Consider the following 16,260-nt stretch of genomic DNA (forward strand, 5'->3'; position numbering starts at 1 on the left):
TATGCCGATAAATGATAAGACCCCACGCCCGCAGGAATTCGCCGCGGTCGATCTTGGCTCTAACAGTTTCCACATGGTCATCGCCCGTGAGGTGGATGGCGCGCTGCAGATCATCGGTCGTCTGAAGCAGCGCGTACACCTGGCGGATGGCCTTGATGAACGCAGCATGCTCAGCGAAGAGGCGATGGAGCGCGGGTTAAACTGCCTGTCGCTGTTTGCTGAACGCCTGCAGGGCTTCTCGCCCTCCAGCGTATGCATCGTGGGCACCCACACCCTGCGCCAGGCGCTGAATGCGCCAGAGTTTCTCAAGCGGGCCGAAAAGGTGATCCCCTACCCGATTGAGATCATCTCCGGTAACGAGGAAGCGCGTCTGATCTTCATGGGCGTCGAGCACACCCAGCCGGAAAAAGGGCGCAAGCTGGTGATCGACATCGGCGGCGGTTCTACGGAGCTGGTGATCGGCGAAGACTTTGAGCCTCGCCTGGTGGAAAGCCGCCGTATGGGCTGCGTCAGCTTCGCGCAGATGTATTTCCCGGGCGGCACCATCACCCGCGAGAACTTCCAGCGTGCACGTATGGCGGCTGTCCAGAAGCTGGAAAACCTGGCCTGGCAGTACCGCATTCAGGGCTGGAACGTGGCGCTGGGCGCGTCGGGCACCATCAAGGCGGCGCATGAAGTGCTGCTGGCAATGGGTGAAAAAGATGGGTTCATCACGCCCGAACGCCTGACGCTGCTGACCGACGAAGTGCTGAAGCATAAAAGTTTTGACGCCTTAAGCCTGCCGGGGCTTTCCGACGAGCGTAAGGCGGTCTTCGTGCCGGGGCTGGCCATTCTCTGCGGCGTGTTTGATGCGCTGGCCATTAAAGAGCTGCGCCTGTCCGACGGCGCGCTGCGCGAAGGCGTGCTGTACGAAATGGAAGGCCGCTTCCGCCATCAGGATATTCGCAGCCGCACCGCGCAAAGCCTGGCCAACCAGTACAACATCGACCGCGAGCAGGCGAAGCGCGTGCTGGACACCACGGTGCAGATGTATGAACAGTGGGAAGAGCAGAATCCGAAGCTGGCGCACCCGCAGCTTGCCGCGCTGCTGAAATGGGCCGCGATGCTGCACGAGGTGGGTCTGAATATCAACCATAGCGGGATGCACCGCCATTCGGCCTATATTTTGCAAAACAGCGATCTGCCTGGCTTCAACCAGGAGCAGCAAACCATGATGGCGACCCTGGTGCGCTATCACCGCAAAGCCATCAAGCTCGACGACCTGCCGCGCTTCACGCTGTTTAAGAAAAAGCAGTTCCTGCCGCTGATTCAGCTCCTGCGTCTGGGCGTGCTGCTCAATAACCAGCGTCAGGCGACCACCACGCCGCCCACGCTGAAGCTGAAAACCGACGACCATCACTGGACGTTGAGCTTCCCGCACGACTGGTTCAGCCAGAACGCGCTGGTCCTGCTGGACCTGGAAAAGGAGCAGCAGTACTGGGAAGCGGTCACCGGCTGGCTGCTCAAAATCGAGGAAGAGAGCGCCGACGTCGCCGCGTAACGGTTCAGGCGTCCGCGCAGGACGCCTCTGTTTCCAGCAGTGACTCAAGCGGTGCCGGTCTGCCAATCAGATAGCCCTGCACATAATCGATACCTAGCGCGTGAACCGCGCTACGTATCTCTTCGGTCTCGACATATTCCGCCACCACCAGCATCTTCTTCATGCGCGCCAGATGGCAGATAGACGCCACAATCTGATAATCCAGGCTGTTGTTGACGATATTTCGGATGAAGTCGCCGTCGATTTTAAGAATATCTGCGTCCACGCTTTTTAGCCGCGCGTAGCTTGCATAGCCGGTACCAAAATCATCAATCGCAATGCGTACCCCCATTTTCTGCAGCTGACTGAGGATATGCAGCGCCTGCTCCGCGTTGCAGAAGTTGCTGCACTCCGTCACTTCAAAGATCAGCTGCCACGGCTCAATAGCGTATTTCGCCAGCACGCGGCTCACCTCAAGCGGGAACTGCACCCGGCACACTGTTGAAGGCGCCAGATTAATAGCAAAGCGCTGGCCGGGCAGTCTTTCCCGATGCGCGGCCAGGAAGCGCAGCGTATGCTCAAGCACCCACAGATCCACCCGGGAGGACAAACCAAACTCCTGCGCGACGGGCAGGAACTGATCGGGGGAGATCAGTATCCCATTGGTATCCGGCATCCGCAGCAGGACTTCGTGATAGCAATCGCCACGCAGGCCGCGAACGGGTTGAACCAGCAGGATGAATTCGTCGTTGTCGAGCGCCTTCTGCAGGCGGCTCATCATCGCGACTTTATCCTTCAGGCTGCGCTGCAAATGGACGGCACCGCGCTGCTGAAGATTTTCCGGGTGATTAGAGGAGAGTGACAGATCGGCCACCACCGCCAGCTCCCCCAGCACCAGATAAAGATGGTTAACCGGGGACCGGACATAGCAGTAGCTTACGCCAACCTGCGGCTGCAGCGGCATGCCGTCCCAGACAAAGCGGAACTGCTTGATATGCTCGTCCAGGGCGTCAATCCGCTGCTGGTGCGATTCCGCGTTGAGCCGCACCGCCATGTCATATCCGGTGAGGTGATACACCTGCTCATTGGGCTGGAGCGTACCGTTAACCCACTGCGCCAGCTGCTGTTTGTACTGAATACGCAGCTGCACGCCGTAATTTCGGCCCAAAATTTCCAGCTCCGGAATGCGCAGCAGGCAGAGCGCCGACCACGGATTCTTCGCCAGATCGCGCGACAGCGCCCGCAGGTTAGGCATATGGACAACCGGATCGAGCAGTGCCAGCCTGCGGGCGTGTTTGTTCACCGCGCGCTGCCGGGTCGCCAGCATCGACATATAAATCACCACAAACGAAAAGACCAGGTAACTGGAAGAGGTGATCGCCAGCTGAATATCGTACCCCGCGTTCACTGGGATATAGCGGTAAAAATAGTGAATGGACACCAGCAGTATCGGGGTCCAGATCAGCGAAATCAGCTTATAGCCAAAACGCATCGCGCCCCAGAGCATCACCGGCATCAGCAGCGACAGGGTATAGTTAGTGGTGAAGATGGAGCTGTTTTCATTTATCGGGAGCAGCAGCAGCGACAGCAGCCCGCCAAGCGCAATCGCCCACAGCGAAAACTCTGCGGCCGTCACCTTTTTATCTATCTGGAAACGGATCTGCGAGAGAAGACTTTTGATATAGCGCGGATGACGGATCAGGCGGATCAGCAGATAGCTCAACGGCACGCCCGTCAGCCCGCTGACCAGCAGCGCCTGGTAGTTAATGAGCGTACGAATGTTAAGAGGGTTCAACCCCGCGAGGCTCTGGCGACTCTCATACACGCCCAGATACACCGCAAACTGAAACAGCACCAGAAACAGCGTCGCGGGGCAGATAACCTGCCAGAAGATGCGCTGCGCCATCAGCCGGATGTCGCCGTACGCCGTCATATTGCGTCTGGGCGCAAACACCCGGTAGCCGCCCCAGCTGAGGACTAAAGGGACAATAAAATGGAGCACCCCGGCAACCGTTTCGAACATCCCGACCGACGGGTAATAGCGGATAAACAGCGACAACACGATCCCGGGAAGGGCTTCCAGGCCAAAGAACATCATTAGCGAGAGCAAAAAGGAGAGCGGTAAATAATAAAGCGCCGCGATACCGTCCCCCAGCTGCGTGAACGTATTTGCCACGCTCAGCACGGGAAGCAAAACCACCGGTAATAGTAGCGGCAATGCCCACCAACGGTATTTATTGTTTTTCAGGAAAGCGAAAATCTTCATAGATGCCCGGTTAAACCCCTTTTTCTCCAGAGGGAAAATAAAGACAGGCATCCAACCTGACCTGGCGCCACCCCGCGACGTGCAGAGTGAACAGTGTGGAGGAGGGATTTTAAATATCAGAGCTGGGAATCCGTTGACTTAAATCAAACTATTTCACGCAAATAAGCCTTGCAGAAGAATTTTGTGAAATAATTTTCTTCATATTATCAATATGGTAAATGCAATTATTAATTTCAATAACAATAGTTAATGCAAACGTTGACGGTTATTTACACATCACAGAATTGACCCCATCTTCCCGCTGTGCCTTAATATCCTTATCGCCCGGGAGGGCTTATCCAGGAAAAACAGAGTGAGTCAGGTCACGCGTATGCGCAAACGACATCGATTTAACACCCGAATGACCCGCATCATACTGCTTATCAGTTTCCTGTTTTTCTTTGGCCGCTTCGTTTACTCTTCGATTGGCGCCTGGTACCACCATCAGGACAAAACCCAGTCACAGCAATCCAGTCTGACCGTCGACACCGCTGACCGCTAACCCCCCGAAGGATGCTGTACGAGCCGAATAAAGGCCGCGATCCCTTTGCTGAGGATTTTATCCTGCCGCATCACCACCGCCAGCTGCCGCTGCAGCATGGGCGTCAGCGACATCACGCATAGCCCCTCGCGATCGGCATCCTGTTCTACCGCCATTCTCGGCACGATGCTGTAGCCCAGCCCCGCGCGAACCATGCGTTTGATCGCCTCGATGCTGCCAAGCTGCATCACCGGCGCCATCGCTACCCCATGGGCGGCAAACCAGCCATCGATCAGCGCCCGGGTCCCGCTGCCTGTCTCAAAGGCGATCAGCGGCTGGGCATGGAGCGCCTCCGGGGTTAACTCCCTGAAAGCGTCCTGCTGCTCCCTTGAGGCGATAAAGACAAACTCTTCGTCCATCACCGGCATGACGTCCAGCGCTCTGCCGCTCACCGGCAGCGTCACCAGCCCCATATCGAGACGGTTCTCTTCAATGGCCCTGACGATGTCGAGGGTGTTGCCCGTCGTGACTCCCACGCTCAGGAGCGGATAGTCGCGGCGTAGCTGCTCCAGCAGCGGCGGCAGAAGATGAATGCAGGCCGTCGCCCCCGTGCCAAGGGTAATGGTGCCGCTCACGTCGTGGCTAAACGCATTCACGGCCCGGATGGCGTCATCCACCACCTGCTGAATACGCTCCCCGTGCGCCAGCAAGGTTTCTCCGGCAGCCGTCGCCTTAATCCCTCGCCCGGTACGCTCCACCAGCCGCGTTTGCAGAAACTGCTCCAGCTGGCGTATTTGCAGGCTGACGGCGGGCTGGGAGAGGCCCAGAACGTCCGCTGCCGCTGAAAAGCTGCCGCGCTGGTGAACCAGGCGGAAGGTGGCGAGATAGCCCAGATTAAGCGTCGTCATTCAAAGTTTCTCTTATACCGCGCATAAGGTTGCAGTCCTGCCAGCACAATACCGCGCCCGTTATGCTCAGGACAACTGCATAACGGAATGAAAACTCATGGAAACCTCTGTCCTTCCTCGTCGCCTCGCCCTCACCGCCGGGTGTAATCAACTCATCAACTGGGGGATTTCGTTTTATATGCCCGGCACCTTTGCGCGGGCCATTTCAGCCGACCGGGGATGGTCGTCACCGCAGATTTACCTCGGCCTGACGCTGGCGATGCTGGTGATGGCGGCGGTATCTCCTTTTGTCGCCCGCCTGCTGGCACGCTTTGGCGGTCAAAAAGTGGTGATGGTCGGAACGCTGCTGATCGCCGCAAGCTGCGCAGAAATGGCGTATACACGGACGCTTTATGGCTGGTACGGCGCCTGGATTGTCGCCGGCACTGGGATGCGCCTGTCGCTGTACGATGCGCTGTTCGCCGCGCTGGTCAACCTCTACGGGCAGCAGGCGCGAAGAACGATCTCACGCGTCACGCTGGCGGGCGGGCTGGCCTCCGCCGTCTTCTGGCCGCTGGGCGATGGCCTGCTTCACATCATGAGCTGGCAGGACGCGTTACGCATTTATGCCCTGCTTGGCCTGCTGAGCGCAGTGCTGATCCGCACGCTTCCCCGGCAGCGGCTGACGGAAAACACGAAGGCCATCGCGCCGCCCCTGCGCAACGAGCGGCGTAAAGCCTGGCTTTATGCGGCCTTCATCGCCCTTATCACCTTTGTCTCTAACGGCACCTCCACCCATCTGCCGGAGTTTATTGCCCACTTTGGCCTGCCGGTCGCCATCGGCATGCTGTGGGGGATCGGCCAGACGGGCGCGCGCTCGCTGGAGGTGCTGGCAGGTGGCCGCTTAACCCCCTTCAAACTTACGCTCTTTACCGCTCTTGCTATGCCGCTGTGTTTTCTTGTGGGAATAAGCAGCGCCCTGTTTGTCTGGTGCGCGGCCGGGTTTGTGCTGGGCTACGGCGCCATCAACGGGCTGGTCACCATAGTAAAAGCCACACTGCCACTGGAGCTGTTTAGCGCGGAAAGCTATGCCCGCCGCACGGGCATGCTGCTTATCCCGGGCCAGCTGATGGCCGCAGCCGCACCGTTTGCCTATGCATGGCTGAACAAAACGCTGGGGATCGCGGGTGCAATGGGAGTGTCGACGGGGTTAACGCTGGTGATTGCCGGGCTGGCGATAGCGATCGTGCGCCGTCCCGGGAGGCAAACTGTATCGCACTGTATCCCGCGCGACGCGCTGACAAACGGGTACAAAACGCCCCCTCCGGCAAATATCTCCGATACATAAAAATGGTTTTCTTTCCCTGTTGTCATTCAGAACCGATGAGGAGAGAACCATGATTCGTCGTTACGCAATTTTACCCCTGCTCGTCCTGGCCTCTGTAACACATGCCCAGGCCACGCCGCTGGACAACCTGAGCGCCGCGGACGTTAACGGCCCCGCCGCCGTTGCCCCGCTGGCGCAGCCGCAACCGCCGGCAAAACTGATCGTCGATCCGCCGCTTTCCGGCCCGCTGAGTAAAGGCGCGGTGTTTATCCAGTACCGTGCCAAAAACCTGCGCATCGAGCCGGTATTCGGACCTGAAGCGCTCAAGGTCACCCCGCGCATCGGGCACATTCACGTGGTGGTGGATGACGCGCCGTGGCACTGGGCTGACGCCAGCGGAGAGCCGGTGATTCTGGTGGGACTCCCCGCCGGTAAACACAAGGTGACGATTATTCTGGCCGACCCGACGCACAAGCCGCTCGACCACAAAACCATCGAATTCACCGTACCGCCCCACGCGGCGGTCCACCATTTTTAAGGAGTCTGAAGATGAAAGCACTGACTGTACTGACGGCAGGCCTGCTGGCGCTTTCCGCCAGCGCCTTTGCACAGAGCAAAACCAGCGTCGTGCTGGTGCACGGCGCGTTTGCCGACGGCAGCAGCTGGAATAAGGTGATTACCCTGTTGCAGAAACAGCACGCAGAGGTCATTGCCGTCCAGCTGCCGCTCACGTCGCTTAACGATGACGTTGCCGCCACAAAGCGGGCCATCGCCCGCGCGCAGGGGGATGTCGTGCTGGTGGGTCACTCCTGGGGCGGCACCGTGATTAGCGAAGCGGGCAACGATGCGCGGGTGAAATCGCTGGTGTATGTGGCGGCGTTCGCGCCGGATGCCGGCCAGTCGACGGCGGACCTCGCGGGAAGCTACCCGCCGCCGCCGGGCAGCGCGGGCATCGCCAAAACGGCGGACGGCTATTTATATCTGCCAACGGACGCCGTCAGGAAGGATTTCGCGCCGGACGTGAAGCCCGAGGAACAAACTGCAATCGCGGCCACGCAGGGGCCAATTAAGGCCGATGCGTTTGGTGAAAAGGTGACCCACGCGGCGTGGCATGATAAGCCGAGCTGGTTTGTGGTCAGCAAAAATGACCGAATGATCAACCCCGATCTTGAACGTGCGATGGCGAAGACGATCCATGCGAAAACCACCGAGGTCTCCGCGAGCCACGTGTCGATGGTGAGCCAGCCGGAGGCTATCGCCCGGACGATTGAGCAGGCGATTGAAGCAAAATAGTATTTTGTAAATTGTAGGCCGGGTAAGCGCAGCGCCACCCGGCAAAAAATAGCCTCAGTGCCCGCCATCCACGGGATAATCCCGATTAATCCACGCGTGGTCCTCTTCCCAGGTGAACATCCATTTGCGCACCGGCCCGGCCATCACGTTGAGATAATAGCTGTCATACCCGGCCATCGTCGCCACCGGGTGGTAGCCCTTCGGCACCATGACCACGTCACGGTTGTAGACCGCCATGCACTCATCCAGCGCTCTGTCGTCGGTGTAAACCCGCTGCATGCAGAACCCCTGTTCCGGGTTGAGGCGATGGTAGTAGGTCTCCTCCAGGTAAGTCTCCCGGGGCGGGTTATCCGTGTCGTGCTTGTGGCTCGGGTACGAGCTGGTGCAGCCCTCGTTGGTCCAGACCTCCACCACCAGCAGGCTGTCGGCGGGCTTATCTTCCGGCAGAATGTTGTGCACGTAGCGCTGGTTGTGGCCCTTGCCGCGCGCCTCAGCGTCGATATCCTGCGGCGCAATCAGCCGCGTCGGATACGTGCCCTTGCCGGGGGCGGCGCAGACCGCCAGCTCGAGCCTCGTCAGCGCCTTCACCTGCACCGTCTCCTGCGGGGTAACGTACACCGCCCACGGCTTGATGCGCTCGAACGGGCTCATCCGCTCGCCGATGTCGTTAAACTGCGCGGAAGGCGTGCTGATGGAGGCGCGTCCGGCGACCAGCACCAGGCAGCGCTCTTCGCTGACGGCGGGCAGCGTCAGCTGCTGCCCCTCATGCAGCTCATACGCCTCAAAGCCGACGTATCCCCACCCTGCGCGTTCCGGCGTGACGTACTGGGTCCGCCCCTCCGCGTTCGGCTGTTGCCAGCGTGATAACAGACGTGACATGTCACCTCCTCAAATAAGCCCGGCGTCGCGCGCCAGGCGGCTCAGGTTGTTATACCCCAGACGGGCATAGGTCAGCGGATGGGCAACCGCCGGGTCCTGCTCCGCCTCCACCACCAACCAGCCGTGATAGTCCTGCGCCTTCAGCAGCCGCATGATCGGCGGGTAATCCACGCAGCCGTCGCCCGGCACCGTAAACACGCCGCTCAGTACCGCATCAAGGAAGCTGGTTTTACGGTTTTTCACGTCCGCCAGCACGTCGGCACGCACGTCTTTGCAGTGAACGTGGTTGATACGCGACGCCCAGCGCTGCGCCACCGCCAGCGGTTCGGCCCCGGCAAAGGTCAGGTGACCGGTGTCCAGCAGCAACCCAACCTCTTCGCCGGTATGGGTCATCAGGTTGTCCACGTCGTCAGCGGACTCAATCACCGTCCCCATATGGTGGTGATAGGCAATCTGCACCCCCTGCTGCTGGGTGTAGCGGGCAAATTCCGTGAGCTTCTCGCCATACTCCTTCCAGCGTGCCTGCGGGAAACGCGGACGCAGATGCACCGGCGTCTGCTGCTCGCCGTGAATGCAGCCGCTCACTTCCGCAAAGACCAGCACCTTTGCCCCCAGCTCGCGCAGCAGCGTCAGGTGGGACTGCACGGCGGCGATCTCCTCCTCCACGCTGCGCTCCAGCAGTCGGCCGGAGTACCAGCCGGAGACCAGCTGCAGGTCATGGCGCTGCAGGATGGGGCCAAGCAGCCGCGCTTCGCGCGGGAATTTATTGCCCAGTTCAAACCCTGCAAAACCGGCCTCTTTCCCTTCGCTCAGGCAGGTCTCCAGCGGCGTCTCTGCGCCCAGAGAAGGCAGATCGTCGTTCGTCCACGTCAGCGGGTTAATGCCCAGTTGTACACTCATTGTCGTCTCCATTATGCGTGTCCGCGCTCGCGCCACCAGGCGATAAGCTGCAGGTAGTTGTCCCGGATGCGCGCCACCAGCTGCGCATCGTTAATATCGTGTTTCAGCCACGCGCGGGAGGCATCGCCGAACAGCGTGCGCCCTACGGCGAAGCCTTTAACCAGCGGCTGCCCCGCTGCGGCCCTGAAGTCGGCGCGCAGCTGTTCTGCAGGGGCATCCAGGCCGAGGATCACCACCCCGCGGCAGTGCGGGTCACGGCGTTCGATAATCTCGCTCAGTGCCGTCCAGCCCTCGGCGGAAAGCGGCGGCAGCTTCCACCAGTCCGGGTAAATGCCGAGGTTGTAGAAGCGGGAGATGGCGCGCAGGTAGAGCTCGTCGCTGCGCGGCATGGCCGCAGGCAGGATCACCTCCAGCAGCAGCTCGTGCCCGGACTGACAGCAGGCGTGGTACACCTCAGCGATTTTCTGCTCCTGCTCCAGGCGCAGGCCGTGGGCATCTTCCGGGTGGAAAAAGACCAGGCACTTCACCACGTGCTCCTGCGGCCAGCTGATAAGCTGGGTGCCGATGTTGCCGTGCTCCATCTCCAGCGGACGCGAGCCAGGCAGCTCAATGGGGCGACCAATCCACCACCCCTCGCCGGTGATGGCGTTCAGCGCGTCCTGTCCAAAGGTGCCGTCGCACAGCAGGCCGGCTTTGCCCTCCAGCCCGGCCCGGCTCGCCGCCTCGCGGCTGGCCTGCAGGATCAGCTGCTTGAGCGCCGGAATACGTTTGAGCGACGCCCCGCACTGCAGCGCCATATCCTCAAGCTGGCTGCGGTGATCGAAGGCCATCACGCACAGCTCCGGCCATTCGCGGCGGCGGGTAGTGACCCGGTGCAGATGATTCAGACGCGGGTCGAGATCCGGACGCGGCACGTTCGCAGCGCGGGAGAGATAGTCATCCAGCTCGATTTTGCTCGGCATCGCCGGGGCGCAGCCGTGGCGCGAGACCACCAGCGCGCCGCAGGCGTTGGCATAGCGACACGCCTGCTCCCAGCCCTCGTCGTTCAGGTAGCCGCGCAGCAGGCCGGACATAAACGCATCCCCCGCGCCGAGGACGTTCAGCACCTCCACGCGCACGCCGGTCACCGTCAGGCCGTCGTCCAGCCGGGGCGGAATGGCGTCGGTATAAACCGAGCAGCCGAGCGCACCGCGCTTGCAGACCAGCGTGGCCTGACTCACCGCACGCACCTGCCCCAGCGCCTGCAGGGTCTCCGTGCTGCCGCCCGCAATGTGAAACTCCTCCTCGGTGCCGACAATGACGTCGAAGAGGTGCAGCACCTCCTGCAGCTCGCGGGTGACCTTATCCGCGGCGATAAAACGCGTTTCGCCGTCGCCTAAGGAGGTCAGCCCCCACAGCACCGGACGGTAGTCGATGTCCAGCACCGTGCGCACGCCGTGACGGCGGGCATAGCCCAGCGCCGTCAGCACCGCCTCGCGGGTCTGAGGATGAGAAAGGTGAGTCCCGGTGATGGCAAGACACCGTGCGGAGGCAATGTAGCTTTCGTCCACATCGCTGGCCGTAATGGCCATATCCGCGCAGTTATCGCGATAAAAAATCAGAGGAAAGGTGTCCCGGTCTTTAATGCCGAGTAGCACCAGCGCCGTGAGGCGGTCTTTATCGGTAATCAGATGGCTGGTATCGCAGCCCACCTGGCTGAGCTCTTCGCGCAGGAAGCGGCCCATATGCTCGTCGCCGACGCGCGCCAGCATCGACGAGCGCAGCCCCTGGCGCGCGGTGCCGTACGCCACGTTGCCGGACGAGCCGCCGAGGTATTTGGCGAAGCTCGACACATCCTCCAGACGGGCACCAATCTGCTGACTGTAGAGGTCTACCGCCACGCGGCCCATGCATATCACATCAAACTGCTTTTCCACGTTGATACCTCATCAGACAATGTCATTCACGTTCAGCCAGCGGCCTTCCCGGTGCGAGAGCGCGATCGCGTCCAGCACGCGCGATACCTTCCAGCCCTCTTCGAAGTCCGGCCACATCGGCGCGTCGGCGGCAATCCCGTCCACCAGGTCGCGCACCTCCACCGTTTTTTGATCGTTAAAGCCAATCCCATGGCCTGCGCCCATGCAGAACGCGGCGTAGTCCGGGTGTGCCGGGCCGACGAGCAGGGTGCGGAACCCCTGCCGGTTTACCGGATCGTCATGCAGATAGAGCTTCAGCTCCGCCATGCGCTCCTGGGTAAAGCTGATGGCGCCTTTCGTCCCGGTGATGACGTACGACAGCCCCATCTTGCGGCCGCAGGCGACGCGGGAGGTTTCAATCACGCCCTGCGCTCCGCCCGCGAAGCGCACCATCGCGTGGGCCTGGTCCTCGTTTTCGACGGCAATCATGTCTGACGACCCGGCCTTCGCCGGACGTGCCGGGACAACAATCTTCAGGTCACCGCAGACCTGCTCGATCTCCCCGACCAGGTACTGGGCCATGTTGACGATATGCGCCGCCAGGTCACCCAGCGCCCCCAGCCCGGCGGTCTCTTTGAAGCAGTGCCAGTGAATGGGCGAGAGCGGGTCGGCCATATAGTCTTCGTTGTGGGTGCCGTAGAAGTGGATCACTTCGCCAATCTCGCCGCGGGCAATAATCTCCTTCGCCAGCTGCGCCGTCGGGTTCTTCATGTAGTTGAACCCCACCAGCGTTTTCACCCCGGCCCGCTTCGCGGCGTCGACCATCTCGCGCGCGTCATGGGCGTTCAGCGCCAGCGGCTTCTCCGAGTAGACGTGCTTGCCGTGGCGGATCGCCTCCAGCGCCATCTCTTTATGCAGGTGGTTGGGTGAGCAAATATCCACCACGTCAATCGCCGGGTCGGCCACCAGCGCCCGCCAGTCGCCGGTGGAGCGGTTGAAGCCAAACGCCTGCGCGCGCGCTGCCGCCAGCTCCGGCGTGACTTCCGCTACCATCTCGCGCACCAGCCTGCCCCGCAGGTTGAACACCGTCGGAGCCTGGGCATAGGCGATAGCGTGTGCCTTGCCGATATATCCGGTGCCAATCAATCCAATACGAACCTCTTTCATCGTGATCCTCACAGTGCGCCGCGACGGCTCTTGGCGTAGGTATCAAACGCCACCGCCAGAACGATAATTAACCCGGTGATAATTTGCTGGTAGTAGGCCGAGACGTTCATCAGCACCAGGCCGTTAATCAGAATCCCCATGATGATGGAACCGATAATGGTGCCGCCGATGCGCCCGTAGCCGCCCATCAGCGAGGTGCCGCCAATCACCACCGAGGCGATGACGCGCAGCTCAAAGGAGATCCCGGCCACCGCCTCGGCGCTCCCCAGACGCGCGCTCAGAATGAAGCCCGCCAGCCCCGCCAGGCAGCCAATCAGCACGTAGACGCTGACCAGCACGCGCTTGACGTTCACCCCCGCCAGGCGCGCTGCCTCCGGGTTGCCGCCGATGGCGTAAACGAAGCGGCCCCAGCGGGTTTTGTGCAGCGCCAGATAGCCGCCGAGGGCGACGATGGCGAAGATCCAGATCGGAATGGAGATGCCGAGCAGCTCCCCGCGCCCCCACCAGCGGTAGCCCTGATCGAACCCAGCGATCGGCGCGCCGTCGTTGATCACCAGCGTCAGGCCGCGCCAGATGGTCATCCCGCCGAGGGTCACGATGAACGGCGGCAGGCGCAGGCGGGTCACGCCCAGACCGTGCAGGAAGCCAATCGCCGTCCCCATCGCCAGACAAATCCCCAGCCCAATCAGCCAGCTCATGCCGCCCCAGGCGTTCGGGTCGACGGTGGTGAAGTTGTCGCCCTTAATCACGTACGCCGCGGTCATGGCGCACACCGCCAGAATGGAGCCCACGGAGAGGTCAATCCCGGCGGTCAGGATGACAAAGGTCATCCCCACGGCCATGATCCCGTAGATGGAGACTTCGGTCAGGATGTTGAAAATATTGCGTTCAGAGAAAAAGTTGCTGTTCTGCGACTGGAAGAAGATCAGCAGCAGGATCATGAAAATCAGCACCCCGAAGCGCTCGAAGAAGGCGATGGGATCGATGCGTCCGGCGCGTTTGACCGGGGCCTGCGTTTTAGAAATCATCTGCGTCATGAGAAACTCCGTTATGCCGCGTTCAGGGCGTTGTGGTTGATGGCCATCATCGTCATCAGCCGTTCTTCGTTAGCGTCGTCACCGTGGATCTCGCCGGTCACTCGCCCTTCGCTCAGGGTGATGATCCGATCTGACACCGCCATCACTTCAGGCAGATCGGAGGAGATCACGATCACCGCCACGCCCTTTTTCGCCATGTCAAACAGCACCTGGTGCACTTCTGATTTGGTCCCCACGTCGATGCCGCGCGTCGGCTCGTCGACGATCAGCACCCGCGGGTTGAGCGCCATGCAGCGCGCGAGGATCACTTTTTGCTGGTTACCGCCGGAGAGCTTGCGCACCTCCTGCGCGCTGTTGACCATCTTGATCTGCAGCGCCTTGCGGTAGGACTCGATCAGATCGTCCTCTTTGCGGGTATTCACGAACCAGCGCCACTGCAGCAGCGAGGAGAGGCAGGAGAGCGACAGGTTGTCGCGAATCGACAACCCCAGCACTGCCCCCTCTTTTTTACGATCTTCCGGCACCAGCGCCACGCCCTGGTCAAGGGCATACAGCGGGTCGCGCGGCTGGTAGGGCACGCCGTCCAGCTCAAAGCTGCCCGAGGTAAACGCGTCTGCGCCAAAGAGGCAGCGGGCCACCTCGGTGCGCCCGGCGCCCACCAGTCCGGCAATGCCTAAGACCTCCCCGGCGTGGACGTGGAAGCTGATGTCGTGCAGGGCGATGCCGTGCGGATCCAGCGGTGGCTTTTCGCGGCTCAGCCCCTTCACCGCCAGGCGGACGGGTTTGTCCTCATGATGCGTTTCGCTGGCGGGACGGCGATTAAAGGCCACGTCGCGCCCGACCATCAGGCGGATCAGCTGTTCGACGTTGGTCTCCGCCACCGCGCCGGTGCCGGTGAAACGGCCGTCCTGGAAAACGGTGAAGCGGTCGCAGAGCTGGAAAACCTCGTGCAGGCGGTGGGTGACATAGATAATGCTCACGCCGCGGTTTTTAAGCTCGCGCACCACGCGGTGCAGGCTTTCCACCTCGCTGTCGCTCAGCGCGGCGGACGGTTCGTCCATAATGATTAGCCTGGCGTTGAGGGTCAGCGCCCGGGCGATCTCCACCATCTGCTGCTGGGCCACGCTCAGACGGGCGACCGGCGTGGTCGGCGCAACGTTCAGCTGCAGATAGTCGAGAATGACCTGCGCCTCCTGATTGACCGCCTTTTCGTCGACGATCAGGTTACGTTTACGCGGCTCGCGCCCGAGAAACATGTTTTCCGCGACGGTCATGTTGGGCAGCAGGTTGAATTCCTGATAGATGGTAATAATGCCCTTGTTCTGGCGCTCCACCGGGGAGTCGTCCACCGGCAGCGTTTCGCCGTTGAACCAGATATCCCCGCGGGTTTGCGGCTGCGCCCCCGCGAGCGCCTTCAGCAGCGTGGATTTACCCGCCCCGTTTTCCCCCAGCAGAGCGTGGATCTCGCCCGCGCCGACGGTCAGCTGGGCGCTGCTTAACGCCCAGACGCCGGAAAAACTTTTTGCCAGGTCGGTCACTTTCAGTAAGGGTTGCGACATCGGTCTGCTCCTCCTTTAGAGTGAGCCGCCGCGCCAGCGACGGCTGCGGATAAATCAGTTACCGGCCTCACCGATACGCTCAGCCTGCTGCAGGTTCTCTTTGGTGATCAGCGTCGGCGGGTAGTCGGCCCCGGTGATGGCCTTCTTCTCGCGCACGTTGGCCACCAGCTGGCTCATCGCCGTCTGCACCGCAAAGCCCGGACGCTGGTCCGCCGTCACCGCCAGCCAGCCGTCGCGCACGCGGGCCAGCGCTTCCGGTACCGCGTCAAAGCCGGTGACCAGAATTTCGCCCGGCTTCACGCCCTGGCTCTGCAGGGCTTCGATCGCCCCCAGCGCCATGTCGTCGTTGGCGGAGAGGATCACCTGCGGGCGTTTCGGCAGCGAGGGCAGCACGCTTTCCACGATGCGCATCCCTTCAGAACGCATCCAGTTGCCGGTCTGATCGGCGACGATCTTGTACTTATCGCCACCCGCCTTCAGGCTGTCGCGGATCCCTTTGGTGCGTTCGATGTTGGAGGAGGAGCCCGGCTGGCCGGTCAGCAGAATGATTTCCGCCCCGTCGGGAAATTTGGTTTTCACAAAATCGCCAATCGCCTGACCGCCCTTGTAGTTGTTGGCGCCAAAGTGCGGCACCTTCTTCTGGCTGTCGACGGAGCGGTCAAGGGTGACCACCGGCAGCTTCGCATCCTGAATTTCATCCACCGCGCTGGAGACCGCGTTCACGTCGTTCGGGGAGACGATAAAGCCCTGCGCCCCGCGGGTGATGGCGTTTTCCAGGTCAGCCACCTGCTTCGGTGAACTGCCCTGCCCGTCCAGTACCTGAAGCTTCACGCCCATCTCTTTTGCGGCTTTTACCGCCGTGCGCTGCATGTGAACTTCAAACGGCATGGCCAGGTTTGGCGTACTGAACACAATTTGCTCGTTTTCGGCGAGGGCGGCCCCGGACGTCATGGCGATGAGGGCGGCTACGATCAGTTTTTTCATTATTATGTCTCTCTGTGTAGGGTGGTT

14 protein-coding genes are annotated in these 16,260 nt (G+C 61.2%); 5 read left to right on the forward strand and 9 right to left on the reverse strand.

What is annotated here, in order from left to right; all coding sequences use genetic code 11:
• Nucleotide 1 precedes the first annotated feature (1 nt).
• The gene (gene ppx, locus AA74_RS0116230; RefSeq protein WP_008501646.1) at nt 2-1,540 is read left to right on the forward strand and encodes an exopolyphosphatase; all 1,539 of its coding nucleotides are present in this window, start codon (nt 2-4) and stop codon (nt 1,538-1,540) included.
• Between the two features lie 4 nt (nt 1,541-1,544).
• On the opposite strand, the gene AA74_RS0116235 is transcribed toward ppx, so the two are convergent.
• Nucleotides 1,545-3,785 carry an EAL domain-containing protein gene (locus AA74_RS0116235; protein WP_025912792.1) on the reverse strand — a complete coding sequence of 747 codons (2,241 nt, stop codon included), beginning with the start codon at nt 3,783-3,785 and terminating at the stop codon, nt 1,545-1,547.
• 352 nt (nt 3,786-4,137) lie between these two features.
• On the opposite strand from AA74_RS0116235, the gene AA74_RS0116240 reads away from it, so the two are divergent.
• Nucleotides 4,138-4,326: a YfgG family protein gene (locus tag AA74_RS0116240; RefSeq protein ID WP_021241815.1), complete on the forward strand. Its 189-nt coding sequence runs from the start codon at nt 4,138-4,140 to the stop codon at nt 4,324-4,326.
• Here the strand turns inward: AA74_RS0116240 and AA74_RS0116245 are convergent.
• Complete coding sequence (locus AA74_RS0116245; protein ID WP_025912793.1) at nt 4,323-5,213, reverse strand: LysR family transcriptional regulator; 891 nt, start codon at nt 5,211-5,213, stop codon at nt 4,323-4,325. The genes AA74_RS0116240 and AA74_RS0116245 overlap by 4 nt on opposite strands.
• Nucleotides 5,214-5,310: 97 nt before the next feature.
• Here AA74_RS0116245 and AA74_RS0116250 point away from each other — a divergent pair, with 97 nt between their 5' ends.
• The 3 genes from AA74_RS0116250 to AA74_RS0116260 are packed head-to-tail and all read left to right on the forward strand — an operon-like array spanning nt 5,311 to nt 7,812.
• Complete coding sequence (locus AA74_RS0116250) at nt 5,311-6,540, forward strand: MFS transporter (protein WP_025912794.1); 1,230 nt, start codon at nt 5,311-5,313, stop codon at nt 6,538-6,540.
• A gap of 49 nt (nt 6,541-6,589) precedes the next feature.
• The gene (locus AA74_RS0116255) at nt 6,590-7,057 is read left to right on the forward strand and encodes a DUF6130 family protein (protein WP_025912795.1); all 468 of its coding nucleotides are present in this window, start codon (nt 6,590-6,592) and stop codon (nt 7,055-7,057) included.
• 11 nt (nt 7,058-7,068) lie between these two features.
• Nucleotides 7,069-7,812, forward strand: coding sequence for an alpha/beta fold hydrolase (locus AA74_RS0116260; RefSeq protein WP_023294274.1), 744 nt, complete (start codon nt 7,069-7,071; stop codon nt 7,810-7,812).
• Between the two features lie 54 nt (nt 7,813-7,866).
• On the opposite strand, the gene iolB is transcribed toward AA74_RS0116260, so the two are convergent.
• The 7 genes from iolB to AA74_RS0116295 are packed head-to-tail and all read right to left on the reverse strand — an operon-like array spanning nt 7,867 to nt 16,233.
• Nucleotides 7,867-8,691, reverse strand: coding sequence for a 5-deoxy-glucuronate isomerase (iolB, locus tag AA74_RS0116265; protein WP_025912796.1), 825 nt, complete (start codon nt 8,689-8,691; stop codon nt 7,867-7,869).
• Between the two features lie 9 nt (nt 8,692-8,700).
• Nucleotides 8,701-9,591, reverse strand: a complete 891-nt coding sequence (iolE, locus tag AA74_RS0116270) for a myo-inosose-2 dehydratase (RefSeq protein ID WP_025912797.1) — start codon at nt 9,589-9,591, stop codon at nt 8,701-8,703.
• Nucleotides 9,592-9,602: 11 nt separating this feature from the next.
• Nucleotides 9,603-11,507, reverse strand: coding sequence for a 5-dehydro-2-deoxygluconokinase (gene iolC, locus AA74_RS0116275; protein WP_032667596.1), 1,905 nt, complete (start codon nt 11,505-11,507; stop codon nt 9,603-9,605).
• A 12-nt stretch (nt 11,508-11,519) separates the two neighbouring features.
• A complete protein-coding gene (locus AA74_RS0116280; RefSeq protein ID WP_025912799.1) occupies nt 11,520-12,653 on the reverse strand; it encodes a Gfo/Idh/MocA family protein in 1,134 nt (377 codons plus the stop codon).
• An 8-nt stretch (nt 12,654-12,661) separates the two neighbouring features.
• Nucleotides 12,662-13,690: an ABC transporter permease gene (locus AA74_RS0116285; protein ID WP_008502116.1), complete on the reverse strand. Its 1,029-nt coding sequence runs from the start codon at nt 13,688-13,690 to the stop codon at nt 12,662-12,664.
• Between the two features lie 11 nt (nt 13,691-13,701).
• Entirely contained in the window at nt 13,702-15,249 is a 1,548-nt protein-coding gene (locus AA74_RS0116290) for a sugar ABC transporter ATP-binding protein (protein WP_025912800.1), read from the reverse strand.
• A gap of 54 nt (nt 15,250-15,303) precedes the next feature.
• Nucleotides 15,304-16,233, reverse strand: a complete 930-nt coding sequence (locus tag AA74_RS0116295) for a sugar ABC transporter substrate-binding protein (RefSeq protein ID WP_008502118.1) — start codon at nt 16,231-16,233, stop codon at nt 15,304-15,306.
• Between the last annotated feature and the right edge of the window lie 27 nt (nt 16,234-16,260).

This window comes from Enterobacter sp. 5-4 (assembly GCF_000612205.1).
Classification (GTDB): Bacteria; Pseudomonadota; Gammaproteobacteria; order Enterobacterales; family Enterobacteriaceae; genus Enterobacter; species Enterobacter roggenkampii.

Bases quoted from the DNA above. Each gene is read 5' to 3' on its own strand.
- iolB (WP_025912796.1), bottom strand. From the start codon at position 8,691: ATGTCACGTCTGTTATCACGCTGGCAACAGCCGAACGCGGAGGGGCGG.
- AA74_RS0116260 (WP_023294274.1), top strand. From the start codon at position 7,069: ATGAAAGCACTGACTGTACTGACGGCAGGCCTGCTGGCGCTTTCCGCC.
- iolE (WP_025912797.1), bottom strand. From the start codon at position 9,591: ATGAGTGTACAACTGGGCATTAACCCGCTGACGTGGACGAACGACGAT.
- AA74_RS0116290 (WP_025912800.1), bottom strand. From the start codon at position 15,249: ATGTCGCAACCCTTACTGAAAGTGACCGACCTGGCAAAAAGTTTTTCC.
- AA74_RS0116280 (WP_025912799.1), bottom strand. From the start codon at position 12,653: ATGAAAGAGGTTCGTATTGGATTGATTGGCACCGGATATATCGGCAAG.
- AA74_RS0116285 (WP_008502116.1), bottom strand. From the start codon at position 13,690: ATGACGCAGATGATTTCTAAAACGCAGGCCCCGGTCAAACGCGCCGGA.
- AA74_RS0116295 (WP_008502118.1), bottom strand. From the start codon at position 16,233: ATGAAAAAACTGATCGTAGCCGCCCTCATCGCCATGACGTCCGGGGCC.
- AA74_RS0116255 (WP_025912795.1), top strand. From the start codon at position 6,590: ATGATTCGTCGTTACGCAATTTTACCCCTGCTCGTCCTGGCCTCTGTA.
- AA74_RS0116250 (WP_025912794.1), top strand. From the start codon at position 5,311: ATGGAAACCTCTGTCCTTCCTCGTCGCCTCGCCCTCACCGCCGGGTGT.
- AA74_RS0116245 (WP_025912793.1), bottom strand. From the start codon at position 5,213: ATGACGACGCTTAATCTGGGCTATCTCGCCACCTTCCGCCTGGTTCAC.
- AA74_RS0116235 (WP_025912792.1), bottom strand. From the start codon at position 3,785: ATGAAGATTTTCGCTTTCCTGAAAAACAATAAATACCGTTGGTGGGCA.
- ppx (WP_008501646.1), top strand. From the start codon at position 2: ATGCCGATAAATGATAAGACCCCACGCCCGCAGGAATTCGCCGCGGTC.